This window comes from Myxococcus stipitatus DSM 14675 (assembly GCF_000331735.1).
GTDB lineage: Bacteria > Myxococcota > Myxococcia > Myxococcales > Myxococcaceae > Myxococcus > Myxococcus stipitatus.
In genome coordinates this window covers 774,929-791,228 of sequence record NC_020126.1, presented here as the reverse complement: position 1 = coordinate 791,228, position 16,300 = coordinate 774,929, and the positions used below count along the sequence as shown (strand labels likewise).

General features: G+C 70.7%; 14 protein-coding genes. 7 read left to right on the top strand and 7 right to left on the bottom strand.

Translation table 11 applies throughout. The features are described 5' to 3' along the window. Nucleotides 1–4: 4 nt before the first annotated feature. The 3 genes from MYSTI_RS03190 to MYSTI_RS03180 are packed head-to-tail and all read right to left on the bottom strand — an operon-like array spanning nucleotide 5 to nucleotide 4,399. Entirely contained in the window at nucleotides 5–1,219 is a 1,215-nt protein-coding gene (locus MYSTI_RS03190) for an extensin-like protein (RefSeq protein WP_044282817.1), read from the bottom strand. An 11-nt stretch (nucleotides 1,220–1,230) separates the two neighbouring features. Further along, nucleotides 1,231–2,190, bottom strand: a complete 960-nt coding sequence (locus tag MYSTI_RS03185; RefSeq protein WP_015346253.1) for a ParA family protein — start codon at nucleotides 2,188–2,190, stop codon at nucleotides 1,231–1,233. A gap of 40 nt (nucleotides 2,191–2,230) precedes the next feature. Then, the gene (locus MYSTI_RS03180) at nucleotides 2,231–4,399 is read right to left on the bottom strand and encodes a HEAT repeat domain-containing protein (RefSeq protein WP_015346252.1); all 2,169 of its coding nucleotides are present in this window, start codon (nucleotides 4,397–4,399) and stop codon (nucleotides 2,231–2,233) included. 675 nt (nucleotides 4,400–5,074) lie between these two features. Here MYSTI_RS03180 and MYSTI_RS03175 point away from each other — a divergent pair. From MYSTI_RS03175 to MYSTI_RS03165, 3 genes are all read left to right on the top strand, one after another. Then, nucleotides 5,075–5,434 carry a helix-turn-helix transcriptional regulator gene (locus tag MYSTI_RS03175; protein WP_015346251.1) on the top strand — a complete coding sequence of 120 codons (360 nt, stop codon included), beginning with the start codon at nucleotides 5,075–5,077 and terminating at the stop codon, nucleotides 5,432–5,434. A gap of 193 nt (nucleotides 5,435–5,627) precedes the next feature. After that, on the top strand, nucleotides 5,628–6,524 hold the full coding sequence (locus MYSTI_RS03170; RefSeq protein WP_015346250.1) for a fatty acid desaturase family protein: 897 nt from the start codon (nucleotides 5,628–5,630) through the stop codon (nucleotides 6,522–6,524). An 80-nt stretch (nucleotides 6,525–6,604) separates the two neighbouring features. Continuing rightward, nucleotides 6,605–7,360, top strand: coding sequence for a helix-turn-helix transcriptional regulator (locus MYSTI_RS03165; RefSeq protein ID WP_015346249.1), 756 nt, complete (start codon nucleotides 6,605–6,607; stop codon nucleotides 7,358–7,360). A gap of 11 nt (nucleotides 7,361–7,371) precedes the next feature. Here MYSTI_RS03165 and MYSTI_RS03160 read toward each other — a convergent pair whose 3' ends face one another. Both MYSTI_RS03160 and MYSTI_RS03155 read right to left on the bottom strand, forming a co-directional pair. Further along, nucleotides 7,372–7,977 carry a glutathione S-transferase family protein gene (locus MYSTI_RS03160; protein ID WP_015346248.1) on the bottom strand — a complete coding sequence of 202 codons (606 nt, stop codon included), beginning with the start codon at nucleotides 7,975–7,977 and terminating at the stop codon, nucleotides 7,372–7,374. Continuing rightward, complete coding sequence (locus MYSTI_RS03155) at nucleotides 7,974–8,606, bottom strand: phospholipase D-like domain-containing protein (RefSeq protein WP_044278541.1); 633 nt, start codon at nucleotides 8,604–8,606, stop codon at nucleotides 7,974–7,976. Before MYSTI_RS03155 ends, MYSTI_RS03160 begins: the two co-directional genes overlap by 4 nt. Before the next feature lie 113 nt (nucleotides 8,607–8,719). Between MYSTI_RS03155 and MYSTI_RS03150 the strand changes: the two genes are divergently transcribed. Genes MYSTI_RS03150 through MYSTI_RS03140 form a run of 3 tightly spaced genes read left to right on the top strand, consistent with a single transcriptional unit; the run spans nucleotide 8,720 to nucleotide 12,374 of the window. After that, the gene (locus MYSTI_RS03150; protein ID WP_015346246.1) at nucleotides 8,720–9,400 is read left to right on the top strand and encodes a TetR/AcrR family transcriptional regulator; all 681 of its coding nucleotides are present in this window, start codon (nucleotides 8,720–8,722) and stop codon (nucleotides 9,398–9,400) included. A gap of 23 nt (nucleotides 9,401–9,423) precedes the next feature. Further along, complete coding sequence (locus MYSTI_RS03145) at nucleotides 9,424–10,878, top strand: aldehyde dehydrogenase family protein (RefSeq protein WP_015346245.1); 1,455 nt, start codon at nucleotides 9,424–9,426, stop codon at nucleotides 10,876–10,878. Nucleotides 10,879–10,934: 56 nt separating this feature from the next. Then, nucleotides 10,935–12,374, top strand: a complete 1,440-nt coding sequence (locus tag MYSTI_RS03140; protein ID WP_015346244.1) for an aldehyde dehydrogenase family protein — start codon at nucleotides 10,935–10,937, stop codon at nucleotides 12,372–12,374. Nucleotides 12,375–12,399: 25 nt separating this feature from the next. Here the strand turns inward: MYSTI_RS03140 and MYSTI_RS03135 are convergent, their stop codons facing one another. Both MYSTI_RS03135 and MYSTI_RS03130 read right to left on the bottom strand, forming a co-directional pair. Continuing rightward, nucleotides 12,400–14,022 (bottom strand): ABC-F family ATP-binding cassette domain-containing protein, encoded by a 1,623-nt coding sequence (locus MYSTI_RS03135; protein WP_015346243.1) that lies wholly within the window; start codon nucleotides 14,020–14,022, stop codon nucleotides 12,400–12,402. A 168-nt stretch (nucleotides 14,023–14,190) separates the two neighbouring features. After that, complete coding sequence (locus tag MYSTI_RS03130) at nucleotides 14,191–15,246, bottom strand: zinc-binding dehydrogenase (RefSeq protein ID WP_015346242.1); 1,056 nt, start codon at nucleotides 15,244–15,246, stop codon at nucleotides 14,191–14,193. 390 nt (nucleotides 15,247–15,636) lie between these two features. On the opposite strand from MYSTI_RS03130, the gene MYSTI_RS03120 reads away from it, so the two are divergent. Further along, nucleotides 15,637–16,263 (top strand): phenylalanine--tRNA ligase beta subunit-related protein, encoded by a 627-nt coding sequence (locus tag MYSTI_RS03120; RefSeq protein WP_015346240.1) that lies wholly within the window; start codon nucleotides 15,637–15,639, stop codon nucleotides 16,261–16,263. The last annotated feature ends 37 nt before the right edge of the window (nucleotides 16,264–16,300 follow it).

Genomic DNA, 16,300 nt, shown 5'->3' with positions numbered 1-16,300 from the left:
GGGCTCAGCGCGCGGCGGCCTGGCTCAGCGCGCGGTGCACGGCCTCCAGCGCCTTGCGCGCCTCGAGCAGCTCGGCGCGCTCGGCGGTGAGCGAGGCCACCTGCTGGGCCAGCACATCGCGCTCACCCTGCAACGCTTCCACCGCGCGGCGCAGCGACGCCGACTCGTCCTTCGCGGACTCCAGCTCACCCGCGAGGCGCTCCTCCTCCGCGAGGCTGTCCACGAGGGCCTGCTTGCCGCGAGACACCGCCTCCTCCAGCGCCTCGTGCTCCTTCGCGGACGCCTGGAGTGCCTGGCGGTTCTCCTGCAGGGACAGGAGCGCCTCGTCGCGCTCACCCTCCAGCGCGGCCAGCTCCCGCTCCAGGTCCGCGAGCAGCTTCACGCGGCCTTCCATCTCGGAAGACAGCCGGCGCGCCTCATCCATGCGCAGCCGTGCTTCCTCGGTGGCCTTCTCCGCCTGGCGGCGCGCCACCTCCAGCTCCTGCGTGAGCGCGAGGTTGGCGGCCTTCACCTTCACCAGCTCCGCCTGGAGATGGGTGATGCGCTCCACCGCGCGCTGCCCCGCCTCCGCCACCGTGGCCGGCAGCGGCTCCGGGCGAGGATTCTCTCGCACCGCCTTGAGCCGGGCCTTCAGCCGCTCACGGCGCGCCTCGGAGTCGCTCGTGTCCTCACGCGGCGGCGTCTGCACCTCCACCTCCTGGGACGGAGCCTCGACGCGCGCCACGGGCTCGGCGACCATCGCGGTGACCTGCGGAATCGAAGCGTGCGACGAACCCTGCGTCATGGGGTGGGCCTCCGTCGAGTGCCCGGCCACGAGGCCGTCCAGGTGGAACGCCACTGCGGGAGGTGCCGCGAAGGTGACCGGGACCTCGGCCGCGCCCTCGTCGAACTCGGCGGCCTCCGGCTCCGGCGATGCGTAGGTGACTGGCTCGGCGACCTGCGAGGTGAACACCGGCTCACGCACGGCCTGCGCACGCGGGGCCTCCGCGCCCAGGGCGGCCTCCATCGCCTCGGCGGCGCTGGGGCGCGGGGCTCGGGCACGCTCGACGCGGGTGCGGACCTCCGCGGACAGGTCGGCGGAAGGGGGCTCGACCGGAGCTTCCGGCTCCGTGGACTCGACGGGGGCCGAGGACTCGGCCGGGTCGGCGGCGCCCGTGAACGCCCCCAACCGGAGGCGCGGCTTGGCGCGAGACACGTTTTGTTCGAAGGCTTTCTTCATCATGTCGAATCTCAGCCGGCCTGCTGCGAGCCCTTCTTCGCGGTGGCGGTCGCCGCGGCGACGAGGCGGGGCAGGACGTTGTCAATCATGGCCTGGATATCCGCCGCGCCCTTCGACGTGGGGTCCGCGACGAAGACAGGGCGGCCCTCGCTCGAGGCCTGGGCGAACTTGGTGCACTGCCGGATGATGGTCGGCAGCAGGAACTCCGGATAGTGCGTCTGGAGCGCCTCCAGCGCCTCCTTCGCCAGCTTGAACGTCGCGTTGAAGGAGTTGACCACGATGTAGACGTGGTCGAGCACGTGGTTCAAGTCCTCCTCCAGGCTCTGCACCGTCTCGAAGAGGAGCTTGAGGCCGTGGAAGGAGAGGAAGTCCGCGAGCACGGGGACGAACAAGTCGTTGGCCGCCATGAGCGCGTTGAGGTTGAGCAGGCCGAAGGACGGCGGGGCGTCGAAGACGATGACGTCGTACTGCGCTTCCACTTCCTTCAGCGCGTTGCGCAGCTTGAACTCGCGGCCGGCCATGGGCATCAGCGAGAGGTCCATGGTGGACATGCTGAGGTTGGACGGGACGAAGTCCAGGTTGGGCAGCGTGGACTTCTGGATGACCTTCGCCAGCGGCGTCTTGCGCACCAGCACGTCCAGCAGCGTCTTCTCGAACTCCTCGCCCTCGTAGCCCAGGCACTTGGTGGCGTGGCCCTGGCTGTCCAGGTCGATGAGGAGGACCGAGTAGCCCAGCTCCGCGATGCGCCACGCGTAGGACGTGGAGAGGGACGTCTTGCCGGTGCCGCCCTTGAAGTTCAGGAAGAGCTGGCGGCGGTGGCCAATCTTGTCCGGGAAGCGGTTGAGCGTGGCGCGAAGGTCCCAGACGTCGTCGGGCGTGTAGAGGTCCTTCCTCGCGTCCTCCGGGATGGTCTTCGGAGACACGCCGAGCATCTCGGCCACCTGCTTCGAGCTGTATGTCGGCGCTTCCATGAACGACCCTTCGTAAGGCGTGCGGGACGGATACCTTGCCTCAAGCGGCGAAGTATTTGTGCCCCCTTCGGACCACGGTTCCTCGGGCGGACAGCAGGGTGAGTGCTTCCTGGGCGAGCTCCACGGGGGCCCCCAGGGCCGCCGTCAGCTCGGCGAGCGAGCGGCCTCGCACGGCGACGCGGACCTCGTGGAGCATCTGGCCACAGAGTGCCTCGACAGGCGAGGTGCTCGGGCGCCCCGCGGGAGGACGGGCCTCGGCGCGAGCAGGGGCCGCGGGAGCCGGGGCCGGAGCGGCCTGGGGCGCCGGGGCACCCATCGCCACCAGCGCCGCCTGGACAGGAGACAACCGAGCGGCGGCCGGGGCGGCCCGAGGAGGAGGCTGGGGAGCCGCGGTCGGGCGGGCAGTGGCCGGGGCCTGCGCCACACCCGGCGCGGAGGAGACCATCATCCGGATGCTCGAAGCACCCGCGAGGCTCTGCGGCGCGCCGTGCTGGGAGGCCGCCGATGCCGTCGGAGGCACCATCGACTGAGAGACAGGCGCGCCGTGCCCGAAGGCCACCGATGCCGTCGGAGGCACCATCGACTGAGAGACAGGCGCGCCGTGCATCGCGACGGCGGCGCCCTTCTGCGCCGCGCCCACCATCACCACCTGCTGCTGCGCGCTCACGGGGGCGACCTGCGCGGAGGTCGTCTTCTGCGCCGCGCCCACCATCACCACCTGCTGCGCCCCCGCACTCGACACCTGCGCGGAAGGCGTCTTCTGCGGTGCGCTCGCGACAACCGCCTGCTGCGCGGAGACCATCTTCTGCGCCGCGCTCGCGACAACCGCTTGCGCGGTCCCCACCGCGGCCACCTGCACCGCGGCGACCACGGGCCGGGCCGCATCCTCCAGCCGGGCGCGCACGGGCTTCACGGGCAACGTGGCCAGCCGCCGAATCTCACGGCGCCGGTGCGTGTCATCCAGCGCCACCACCGAGGACACGTCCTGCCCCAGGATGCGCGACAGGCTCTGCGCCGCGGACTTGCGCACGCGAGGCTCGCGGTCTCCCAGGGCCTCCAGGAGCAGCGTGCGAGCGTTCTCCCCGCTCCCCGCCCCCAGCGCGAGCGCCGCCAGCGAGCGGACCTCCGCGTCCGCGTCGTGAATGGCCTCTTCACCCAGCCGCCGCGCCGTCTCCCCTTCCAACCCCAGCGCCAGCAGCGACGCCCGCCGACGCACCGAGCGGTCCGGGTCCTTCATCGCCTGCGCCAGATGCGGCGCCGCGTCCCGAGGCGCCAGCGTCAACAGCGCCTTCAACGACGCGATGCGAACCTCCGGCACCGGCGACGCCAACAGCGGCGACACCACCTGCGCACCCTCGTCCCGGCACAGCGCCGCGAACGCCTGCAGCAGCGCCACCTGCGCCACCGGGTCCGTCTCCGCGTGCAGCGCGCTCGCGAGCGCGGGAGCCGCCGCCGGCTGCGACAGCGCCTTCAACCGCTCGGCGGCGCGAACACGCGCGGCCGAATCCGGCGCGGACAGCTCCCGCACCGAGAACCCGAAGAGCGTCTCATCCGTGGGAGCCCCCAGCCCGCCCTGCCCGGACAGCTCCGCGAGCTGCGCCGGACTCACGCCCAGCCGCCCCGCCTGGAGGAAGCGCTGCGCCTCGCGCGCCACCGGAGACAGCCCCTCCAACAGCGGCGCCAGCAACTCCGGCTGCACCACGGGCACCGAGACACTCGGCTCCACCGGCACCGCGGCCCTCGCCACGGGCGCCGCGAACGCCATCGTGCGCACCGGCACCTTCACCGTCGGCCCCGTCCGGCCCGTCTCTCCGCCCAGCAGCGCCTCGCTGCGAAGCTGCGAGATGAACGACGCCAGGTCGAACCCCAGGTCATCGTCCTCCGCGTCGCGGACCTGCGTGGACGCGCGCAACCGGCTCGCATCCAGCAACCGGTCCATGAGCTGGTCGCGCTCACCACGAAGCGCCTGCGTCAGCCGCACCGCCTCCTCGCGCTCGGCCTGGGCGCGACCGACGCGCACCCCCAGCTCCGCCACCTCGCGACGCAGCTCCAGCTCGCGCTGGTGCTTCTCGGACAGCTCCCGCTTGAGGTGCTCCATCTCCTCGCGCGTCGACCCGAGCTCGCTGAGCAGCTGCTCGGCGCGCGCTTCGAAGTAGACAATTTTCTCGAGCGCGCTCTTGAGCAGCGCGTCCGGACGCTCGTCGCTCACGACCTCAACGGCCCTCCCCGCGAGGCAGCGCGGTGCATCCCCGACCCACCGGGGGGCGCCCACCCTACGTCAGACGTCCCGCCTTCGTAAACCACGGAAACACCAGGGCTTTTCCGTGAACTCCCGGCCCGTCCATTGACAACGCCGCGCAGGCCGATTTTTCGGCCCCGAGCGCAAACCCCGCTGTCCACGCTCAACACCACGCGGCCCCCGCCTCACCACCACCACGAGTGCGGCCGAGCAGGCGGCGACGTCCACCATCGGACGTCCGCGCGGTGAACCCCACGCGACGCACCACGCACGCCCTCCAGCGCTCCAGGTGAATGCATCCTCACCCGTGCGCCGGGCGCGCTCTCCGCTGATCCACCACGAACGCCCGCGCGCCGATTTTTCGGCCCCGCGCGGCGATTCGAGGACACACCCGGGCACCGCCGACGACACCCGCCACCCCACGCGCGAAGCCCGCCGCGCGCGGCCTTCCACACGCATCCGCCGGGGCCTTCACGCGACCCCGTTTTCAAGCGCTTTCGCACGCCCTTCCGGATGCACCGGAATGTCAGACCCCACCCGTAGTCTGTGTTCCACGAGGCACCGAACCCGCAGTCACTTCTCCCCGGAACCTCTCCGCCTGAGCGCGGGGGGAGAGACCCTCTTTTCGACAGGTTTCCGCACGCCATGGAACAACGACTGGCCACCATCATTGGAAATGCAGTTCGCGCGGCGCGGCAGCGGCTGGAGCTCACCCAGGCCGATGTGGCCGAGCGCGTGGGTATCGCCACCGAGGTGTACGGACGGCTGGAGCGTGGACACATGCTCCCCAGCGTCCGCACGCTGAGGAAGCTGTGTCTGGTTCTCAACTGCTCCTCGGACGTGCTGCTCGGCATGTCCGGCGTCGAAGGCGCTCCCGCCCTCGCCGAGGACCCGCCGGAGTACCGCGAGCGTCCCGAGGTGCGCCGGCTCCTGCGCACCGTTCGCAAGCTGGATGCGCCTCAGCTGCGGCTCCTGGGACAAGTCGCCCACGCGCTCGAGTCGTGAGCGTGGGCGCGGTGCCCGCGACGCGCTGCTTCCTCGCGGAGGCATGCGCGGAGCGGGCGGAAGTCAGACGCCGGGGCGGGGTGGACCCGGGTTGAGAGGGATGGGGGGACGACGCTCGAGGTTGCGCGTTTTCGCAAGCGCTTGGCGTATGGAATGAAGCAGCCAAACAGGGGCGGGCCTACTTTGGCCCTTCATGAATCGCCCCCTCGCCGCCCCCACTCTCGATTTGCCGCAGCTCGCGGTGCACGCGTTGTGGTGGGCCTGGTTCCCCGCCTTCTTGTTGAGCTGGGACCACCTGGGCCTCTGGGGCCGCGTGGGGATGTGCGTGGTCGGCTGGGCGGTGTTGTTCTGGAACTACGCCGTGCTGCACAACCACATGCACGTCACCATCGCGCGTCCCCGCCCGCTGCACTGGCTCTTCTCCAGGACGCTGGGGATGGCCTGTGGGTTCCCCTATCGGGGTTACTTCATCCACCACTTCAACCACCACCGGTTCAACGACGGCCCCGGTGACTGGGGCCAGCGCCGCCCGGGGGAAAGCGCCCTGCGCTATTGCCTGCGCTCGGCGCTGACGCCGTGGTTCTGGCCCTTCGAGGCCGTGGCCAACGTGTGGCGTTGGGCCCGCCGCCATCACCAGCGGACGGAGCTGGTCCTGGACTTCCTCATCGTCGATGGCGCCCTCCTGGCCGTCATCGTCTGGAGGCCCGCGCTGGGACTGGCCTGGTGGGGGGTGCTCCTGGTGGGCCAGTTCTGCATCCACTGGCTCAACCTGGCGGCCCACTTCGAGACGGACTCCACCCAACGGGGGGCCCTGGGCACCACGTCCACGTCCCGTCTGTACAACCTGTTCTTTTTCAATGCGGGTTACCACCAGGCCCACCACCTGAAGCCCCAGGCGCCGTGGCGGGTGCTGCCGGTCATGACGCAGGAGCTGTCCGGCAAGGCGCTGGTGCGCCCGGAACTGGTGACGTCCCGGGCCCCCATCAATCCCTTGTGGGTGGTCAAGGTGGCGAAGCGCTATTCTGCCGAGCCGTGCGATCGGCAGACGGCGTCGACGATTACTTCCAGGACCCACTCGGCCGCTACCTAGTCGGGGAGGGCTTCCTCCACTGGTACGCCTCGGCGGACCTGTGCGGCTTCATCCTGTGGGGCCGCCCGTCCGAGGCCCACGTGCGCCGGCTCGTGCACGTGCTCGACGTGGAGCTGGCCCCCGCGGCGCCCCATGCCTCGCTGGTGGACGCGCGCCGGTTGGAGGCGGCGGACCCCGCGGCCTTCGGGGTGCTCGTGAAGTACATGCAAGCGCGGGAGAAGTCCTTCGGCGTCTCCGTGCAGCGCCAGGCGCTGGTGCGCCCCGAGGGCGTGGCGGGCGCGGTGGTGGGCGGCTTCTACACGCTGCTCACCGGGGCCTATCCCAGCAAGGTGTTCACCGACCCCGCGTCCGCGCTGGGGTGGCTGGGCCAGCCGGAAGGCCGCGCGGCGCCGCTGGTGTCCAAGCTCAATGACCTGGTGGCCGAGGCCACCGGCCAGTCCCCGCTCCTGCGCGAGCTGCATCAGGTGATGAAGAGCAAGCTGCCGGACATCCACCTGACGGAGGTGGCCCGCGAGATGGGCATGTCCGAGCGCACGCTCCAGCGGCGGCTGAAGGAGGCCCGCACCTCCTTCCAGGCAGAGCTCAACGCCGTGCAGGTGCGCATGGCCCAGGCGCTGCTCCTGGAGACGGACATGAAGCTCACCGCCATCGCGGTGGAAGTGGGCTGCGCGTCGCTCCAGCACTTCAGCAGCTTGTTCCGCAAGCTCGTGGGCGACTCGCCCAGTTCGTGGCGCGAGCGCCAGCAGGGCAAGACGTCCGCCCCCGACGAAGACCCCTCCGACGAAGCCCCCCCCAACGAAGGCCCCTCCGACGAAGCCCCGTCCGACGACACGTAGCGCCAGGGCGACTACTGCTCGGCGCGCCGCGCGGCCGGACGCGAAATCTGCCGCGCCACATAGGCGCGCAGGCCGGGGAAGTCCTCGAGCAGCCCCATGCTCGCGCCCCAGTTGAGGATGGACGCCATCACCACGTCCGCCGCGGTGAAGCGCTCCCCCACGATGAAGCTGCGCCCCTGGAGCTTCTCCTCCAGCATCTTCGCGATGTCCGTGAAGCGCTTCTTGCCGCGCTCCGCCTCGCCGGGCACCCGGTCCACCTCCGGCAGGAAGCGGCTGTGCGCGGAGTACGCGGACAAGGGCGGCTCCATGGTGGCCATGCAGAACATCATCCACTGGTAGTACTCGGCGCGCTCCACCGTGCCCGCCAGCGGGGCGAAGCCCTTCTCCGGGAACTTGTCCGCCACGTGCAGCAGGATGGCCGCCGACTCGAAGATGGCGTGGCCGTCATCCTCCAGCGCGGGCATGGAGCCCATGGGGTGGATGCGCAGGTACTCGGGCGTCTTGTGCTCGCGCTGGTGCACGTCCACCGGCACCAGCTCGTAGGGAACCCCCAGCTCCTCGAGCAACCAGCGGGGCCGGGTGGCACGCGTGTTCTGGGCGAAGTAGAGCTTCATCATCGTCGTCGGGGCTCCGAGGTGTGGCGCGTGAGCCGGCGGGCCTTGCCCAACCGCGCGGCGCCGCGAGAGCTTCGCATCCCACCCTTCTTCGTGGGTGCGGGGATTATCGGGTCCGGACACACCGCGCGAAGTCTGCACGCCCGGCACTCGGCCCCACTCCACACCGCTTCGTAGAGCGCCGTCACGCGGTCGATGACGTCGAAATCCTCCGTCACGAAGCCCAGCTCGAAGTTTCGCACCGCGTCGCCCTTCGCCCCCAGCCCCGCGCCCGTGAGGTTGGCGCTCCCCAGGTAGGCCCACGCCCCGTCCACCACCACCGCCTTGAAGTGGACGCGCGGGCAGACCTTCAGCTCCAGCCCTCCGGCCACCAGCCGCGCCCGCGCGTCGAACGCCGCCCGGAACGGACGGCTGGGCAGCTCCGCATGCAACAGCCGCAGCGAGAGCCCCTTCGCCGCCAGCCCATCCAGCACCTCCACCAGCGGCACGAAGCGCCCCTTCGACTCCACGTACATGGCCTTCACGTTCGCCGTCGCAATCCACACCGACTCGCGCGCGTGGAGCAGCTTCTCCAGCACCACCTCCCGGTACAGCTCGCGTCCGGACAGCAGCTCCGCCTGGATGGGTCGCATGCGCTTATCATCACACATCCACCCACCACTCTCCAGGGGCCGCGAAGTGTTCACTCCCCAAAACTGACCTCCAGTCACTTGACTGCTGACCCGGAGTCACTTAGCACTGACCCATGGTCAGCAATCTGAGCGCGAAGGAGGGCCGGGCGGGCCCGCTGCGCGCGCGCAAGGACGAGGACAAGGAAGCGCGGCGGCGGCTGCTGCTCGACGAGGCCTTGGCGCTCTACGCGGCCACCTCCTACGCGCAGGTGAAGATGGCGGACGTGGCGGAGCGCGCCGGGCTGGCCAAGGGCACGGTGTTCCTCTACTTCCCGACGAAGGAGGCGCTGTTCCTCGCGCTCCTGGAGGACCTGCTCTTCTCCTGGTTCGAGCGGCTGGAGGCCCACCTCGCCTCGCCGGACGCGGAGTGGACGGGGGCGTGGCTGGCGCGCACGGTGGCCGGGTCCCTGGAGGGAGAGCTGCCCCTGACGCGGCTGCTCGCGCTCCTCCAGACGGTGCTGGAGCAGAACGTGTCCGTGGAGCAGGCGCGAAGGTTCAAGGAGCGGCTGCTGGAGGCGCTGTCGCGCACGGGCGCGACGCTGGAGGCGAAGCTGCCCTTCCTGCACGCGGGAGAAGGCGCGCGCTTCCTGGTCCACCTGCACGCCCTGGTGACGGGCCTGCGACAGATGGCGGACGTGGCCCCCGTGGCGCGCGAGGTGCTCGCCGCCCAGCACATGGCGCCCTTGCGCGTCGACTTCACCGCCGAATTGACGGCGGCGCTCACCACCCTCTTGCGCGGGCTCGAGTCCCGCTGAAACACCCCACCCAGGAGCAAGCCATGCTGGAGCTCGTGCCCGCTGTTCCGGAGTCGAAGCCCGAGGTCGACGTCTCGCGCATCCAGGCCGTGTTCGAGGCCCAGCGCGCGCACCGCTGGGCGATGTCGCGCAGCACGGCCGCCGAGCGCATCACCCGGCTCAAGCGGCTGCGCGAGGCCATCATCGCCCGCCGGGGGGAGCTGGCGGAGGCCATCCACCGCGACTTCCGCAAGCCCGCGCTCGAGGTGGAGCTGACGGAAATCCATCCCACGCTGGAGGAGCTGAACCACACGGTGAAGCACCTGTCCTCGTGGATGAAGCCCACGCGGGTGGGGACGCCCCTCTTGCTCGCGGGCTCGTCGTCGCACGTGCGCTACGAGGCGCGCGGCGTGGTGCTGATTCTCGCGCCGTGGAACTACCCCTTCCAGCTCATGCTGGCGCCGCTCATCGCCGCCATCGCCGCGGGCAACACCGTGGTGTGCAAGCCCAGCGAGAAGACCCCCAACACCTCGCGCTTCCTGGCCCGCCTGGTGCGGGACATCTTCCCGGAGAACGAAGTGGCCCTCTTCGAGGGCGGCGCGGAGACGGCGGAGGCGCTCTTGGAGCTGCCCTTCGACCACCTCTTCTTCACCGGCAACCCGCGCATCGGCCGCAAGGTGATGGAGGCCGCGGCGAAGCACCTGTCCAGCGTGACGCTGGAGCTGGGCGGCAAGTCGCCCGCCATCGTCGACGAGTCAGCGGACCTCCAGGCGACGGCGGAGCGGCTCGCGTGGGGCAAGTTCCTCAACGGCGGCCAGACGTGTGTCGCGCCCGACTACGTCTTCGTCCATGAGTCGCGCAAGCAGGCGCTGGTGGACGCGCTCAAGGCCGTCATCACCCGCTTCTACGGCGCGACGGAGGCGGAGCGACAGGCGAGCGCGGACTTCTCCCGGCTGGTGGACACCGTGGCGTGGCGGCGGGTGAAGGACCTGGTGGACCGCTCCGTGGCGGCGGGGGCGAAGGCGGAGGTGGGCGGGGTGGCGGACGGGCCCTCGCGCTACATCGCGCCCACCGTGCTGACGGACGTGACGCCGGACATGGCCATCATGTCGGGGGAGATTTTCGGCCCGGTGCTGCCGGTGATGACGTACCGCTCGCGCGACGAGGTGTACGCGCACATCCAGCGGGGCGACAAGCCGCTGGCCCTCTATGTCTTCAGCGAGGACAAGCGAGCCATCGAGGACGTGTTCCGCCACACGACGTCCGGCGGAGCCGTCGTCAACAACGTCCTGGTCCACGTGGCCAACCCCCACCTCCCCTTTGGCGGGGTGGGCATGAGTGGCCTGGGCAACTATCACGGCCTCTACGGCTTCCGGACCTTCAGCCATGAGCGGGCCGTGTCGGTTCAGTGGATGAAGTCCATGGTCGCGGTGTTCTTCCCGCCGTATCGCGGGAAACTGCAGGAAATGGCCTCCCGCTTTACGCGGCTGTTGGAGTAGGCAAGACAGCCGGTGCGAGGAGTGTCCGGCGAGGGGACACTCCGAGAGGAGCCGGGATGCGCGTGGTGAAGCTGGAGGAGGAGCTGGTTCCCCGGGGGCTTCGGGAAGCATTCGACCGCTTGCGGGCCCGGCGCTGGGAGGTGGCGCGCCGGGGTGCTGGCGAGCGGCTGGCCCGGCTGGAGAAGCTCAAGGCGCTCATCCTCGAGCGGCGCGAGGCGCTGGCGGACGCCCTCCACGCGGACTTCCGCAAGCCGCGCGCGGAGGTGGAGGCCACGGAGGTGCTGCCCGTGCTCATGGAGCTGGAGCACGTGCGCAAGCAGCTCAAGGGGTGGATGAAGCCCCGCAAGGTGGCGACCCCGCTGCTGCTCTCGGGGACCTCCAGCCACGTGCGCTCCGAGCCTCGCGGCGTGGTGCTGGTGCTGGCGCCGTGGAACTACCCCTTCAACCTGCTGATGCTGCCGCTGGTGGGCGCGGTGGCGGCGGGCAACACGGTGATGTGCAAGCCGAGCGAGAAGACGCCGCACACGTCCGCCTTCCTCGCCGCGCTGCTGCGCGATGCCTTCCCCGAGGACGAAGTCGCGCTCGTGGAGGGCGGCGCCGAGCTGGGTGAGGCGCTGCTGCGCCTTCCCTTCGACCACTTCTTCTTCACCGGCGGGCCTCGCGTGGGGCGGCGGGTGATGGAGGCCGCGGCGAAGCACCTGGCCAGCGTGACGCTGGAGCTGGGGGGCAAGTCGCCCGTCGTCGTGGACTCGACGGCGGACGTCGAGAGCGCGGCGGAGCGCGTCGCGTGGGGCAAGTTCCTCAACGGCGGCCAGACGTGTATCGCCCCGGACCATGTCTGGGTGCATGCCTCGCGCGAGGAGGCGTTCCTGGCCGCGCTGAAGTCGGCGGTGGAGCGCTTCTACGGACGCACCGAGGAGGCGCGCCGCGCGAGCCCCGACTTCTGCCGGATGGTGGATGACGGCGCCTTCGCGCGGGTGCGGGGGATGCTGGACGGCGCGGTGGCGGCGGGCGCGCGCGTGGTGACGGGAGGCGGCGTGGACGCGGAGACGCGCTACATCGCGCCCACGGTGGTGGCGGACGTGGCGCCGGACTCACCGCTGATGGAGGAGGAGATCTTCGGGCCGGTGCTGCCGGTGCTGCGCTACGAGTCGCTCGACCAGGTGGTGACGCACGTGCGCGCGGGCGGCAAGCCGCTGGCGTTCTACATCTTCAGCCAGGACGAGACGGCGGTGGAATTGCTCCTGCGCGAGACGAGCGCGGGCGGCACGTGCATCAACACCGTGGTGCTGCACAACGCGAACCCCCACCTGCCCTTCGGCGGTGTGGGCCCCAGCGGGCTGGGCGCGTACCACGGCGAGACGGGCTTCAGGACCTTCAGCCACGAGCGCGCGGTGCTGCGCCAGGGGCGCACGTCGCTTTCGCACGTGTTCTTCCCGCCCTTCACGGGCAAGGCGATGAAGCTGGTGCGGCTGGCGAGCCGGCTGTTCGAGTGAAGAGCCGGCCCGCCCGGGCCTCGCCTCAGGTGCGAAGGCCCGGAGCCTCGTGGCCCGTGCGAGCCACGTACTCGGTGTAGCCACCGCCGTACTGGTGGATGCCGTCCGGCGTCAGCTCCAGCACGCGGTTGGACAGCGCGCCCAGGAAGTGACGGTCGTGGGAGACGAACAGCATGGTGCCCTCGTAGCGCGACAGCGCCGTGATGAGCATCTCCTTCGTCGCCATGTCCAGGTGGTTGGTGGGCTCGTCCAGGACCAGGAAGTTCGGCGGGTCGAAGAGCATCTTCGCCATCACCAACCGCGCCTTCTCACCCCCGGACAGCACGCGGCACTTCTTCTCCACCTCGTCGCCGGAGAAGCCGAAGCACCCGGCCAGGGCGCGCAGCGAGCCCTGCCCCGCGCGGGGGAACGCGTCCTCCAGCGACTGGAACACCGTGCGCTCGCCATCCAGCAGGTCCATGGCGTGCTGCGCGAAGTAGCCCATCTTGACGCTGCCGCCCATCGCCACCGCGCCCTGGTCCGGCGTCGTCGCGCCCACCACCAGCTTGAGCAGCGTGGACTTGCCCGCGCCGTTGACGCCCATGATGCACCAGCGCTCGCCGCGGCGGACCAGGAAGTCCATGCCGTCGTAGATGCGCTTCTTGCCGTAGGCCTTGTGCACGGCCTTCAGGCTCACCACGTCGTCGCCGGAGCGGGGCGCGGGCTGGAACTCGAACAGCACCGTCTGGCGGCGCTTGGGCGGCTCCACCTTCTCGATCTTCTCCAGCTTCTTCACGCGGCTCTGCACCTGCGCCGCGTGGGAGGCGCGCGCCTTGAAGCGCTCGATGAACTTCAGCTCCTTGGCGAGCATCGCCTGCTGACGCTCGTACTGCGCCTGCTGCTGCTTCTCGTTCTGCGCGCGCTGCTGCTCGTAGAAGTCGTAGTTGCCTGAGTACGTCGTCAGCGAGCCACCGTCGATCTCCACCATCTTGGTGACGATGCGGTTCATGAACTCGCGGTCGTGCGAGGTCATCAGGAGGCCGCCCTCGTAGCCCTTGAGGAAGCCCTCCAGCCAGATGAGGCTCTCCAGGTCCAGGTGGTTGCTCGGCTCGTCGAGGAGCATCGCGTCCGGACGCATGAGCAGGATGCGCGCGAGCGCCACGCGCATCTTCCAACCACCGGACAGCGCGCCGACGTCGCCGTCCATCATCTCCTCGCTGAAGCCCAGGCCCGCGAGAATCTCCCGCGCGCGGCCCTCCAGCGCGTACCCGCCCAGCTCCTCGAAGCGCCCCTGCACCAGGCCGTAGCGCTCGACGAGCTTCTCCATCTCGTCCGCCTTGTCCGGATCGGCCAGGTCGGCCTCGAGCTGCTTGAGCTCCGCGGCCACCGTGCTCACGGGGCCCGCGCCGTCCATGACCTCGGAGACGGCGCTCCGGCCCGACATCTCACCGACGTCCTGGCTGAAGTAGCCGATGGTGACGCCCCGGTCGACGGCGACCTGCCCCTCGTCCGGGTGCTCCTGGTCCGTAATCATCCGGAACAGCGTCGACTTGCCGGCGCCGTTGGGGCCCACCAGGCCGACCTTCTCCCCCTTGTGGAGAGCGGCCGAAGCCTCGATGAAGAGAATCTGCTGGCCGTGCTGCTTGCTGATGTTGTCGAGACGAATCATGTGCGATGGGGGGCCCAGGAAGCGGGCGCGGCGCCCTTATGCCACGGGGGACGCCAGAGGAGGACTCTTCCGAACCCCCAACTCGCGCTTCCCATGCCCGGGGCCTGCCAGCCAGGGTGGCGCCCGCCCCGGGGCCAGGAGGGGGACCTACATGGCCCCCCCCCGTGCTCACGGGGTGATGACCAGGCGGATGGGGTTGCCCTCCTTCTTCACCAGCCGCTCCACCCCCTGGGCCACGTCCTCCAGGGACAGCGTCGCCGTCACCGAGCGCGAGACGTCCAGCCGCTTCGTCCCCACCAGCGACACGAGCTGGTCCAGGTGCTTCTTCTCGTAGCCCAGGTGCCCGAGCAGCGCCTGGGAGCGCACGCCGAAGTTCACCCCGGACCCCAACTGGATGGGCTCCGGCGACAGGCCCACCATCACCGCCCGCCCGTGCCGGCCGATGCTCTTGGCCGCCTGCGCCAGCACGACATTCGCGCCCACCAGGTCCACCGCCACATCCAGCCCCATGCCGCCGGTGTGACGGAGGATCTGCTCGCGTACGTCCGGGGCGCGAGGGTCCAGCGCCACGTCCGCGCCGAACTCCAGCGCCCGCTGGCGCGCGGCCTCGTTCGTGTCGAACGCGAGAATCGGCGTGGCCCCCATCATGCGGGCAATCTGCACCGCGTGGACGCCCAGCCCGCCAATGCCCCACAGGCCCACGGACTGCGCGGGCCGCAGCTGCGCCGTGTCCACCAGCCCCGCGTAGGGCGTGGCCACCGCGTCCGCGAGAATCGCGGCTTGCTCGAAGGGCAGGTGGTCCGGAATCGCCGACAGCACGAAGGCCGGCACCACGACGTACTCCGCCCAGGCGCCGTCGTAGTGGAAGCCCATGATGTGGAAGTCGATGCACTCGGAGGGCTGGCCGTTGGTGCACTTCACACAGCGCCCGCACGGCTTGCCGCCCGCCAGGGCCACGCGCTGCCCCACCTGCCAGCGCGACACGCCCGGGCCCACCTCGTCGATGACGCCGGACGACTCGTGCCCCGGCGTCACCACCGGCAGCGGCGACTGCAAGGAGCCATCGAGCAGATGTGCATCCGAGAGACAGATGCCACACGCCTTCACTCGCACCCGGACTTCCCCTGGCTGGGGTCGAGGCACGGGAACGTCCATCACCGTCAAGGACCGCGCCGCCGTGTCGAACCGTGCTGCCCGCATCGTCCGCTGGTTCGCGTCTGCCATGGTGTGCACCCCCGCCTGGCCTCGAGGCCAGGAACGGCACGACCCTACGACGGTCCCTCCATTCCCGACAGCGCGCCGGACACGCCGCTACCGCAGTGTCTTCACCTCGGCGGAGCGGGTGTCCCGGCGGGTGGCGGACATCCCCAAGCGGGGCGCCCACGTCGCGCGGGACCAGGCACGCATCGACTTCACGTCTCCGGAGCGCAGCTCCCGCCAGGCGATCCAGGTCGTGACGTCGGACGTGCCCGTCCTCAGCGCCTGCTCCGACGAGGCGGCGGGAATCCGCTATCGGGGAGCGGAGGGCGCGAACGAAGCCAGACTGATTCACATCCCAACCTCGGACACCGGGGAGGGCGGCGCGGCGCCTCCGTGTGGCGTAGAGTCCCGGTCGTGCTGACCGTCGACCCGCATCCGTCCCTGGACACCCTGGCCTTCACCACCGTCTTTCCGGCGTCGCTCGGCTCCCTGCCGTCGCCGGAGTGGCTGGTGGCGCTCTTGAAGCCGGATGCGTCGGCGCCGCTCTCCAGCGACGACACCGTGCGCGGCGCCGTGCGGGACATGCTCCGCCACGGAGGCTACAAGCCCACGGGGCGCGGCAAGCCCGCGTCCGAGTACCTGGTGCGCGCCTCGGGCGACGGCTCGCTCGGCTCCATCAACACCGCGGTGGATGCGTGCAACGCGGTGTCCCTGCACAGCGGCCTGCCCATCAGCGTGGTGGACCTGGACCGCGCCACCGCGCCCTTCCGCGTGGGCATCGCCCCCGAGGGCTCGGAGTATGTCTTCAACGCCTCCGGCCAGAGCATCGACCTGGCGGGCCTGCTCTGCCTCTTCGACGCGCAGGGCCCCTGCGCCAACGCGGTGAAGGACGCCCAGCGCACCAAGACGAACGCGGACACGCGCCGCACCCTCACCGTCCTCTGGGGCGCCCAGGCCCTGGGCGACCGCACCGCGCGGGCCTTCGCGTGGTACCGCGAGCTGCTCGCGCGCGCGGGCGCCACCGTGGAGCCACTCCCCTGAGCGCCCCAGACCTCGAGCTGCTGCTCGCCGACGGCGC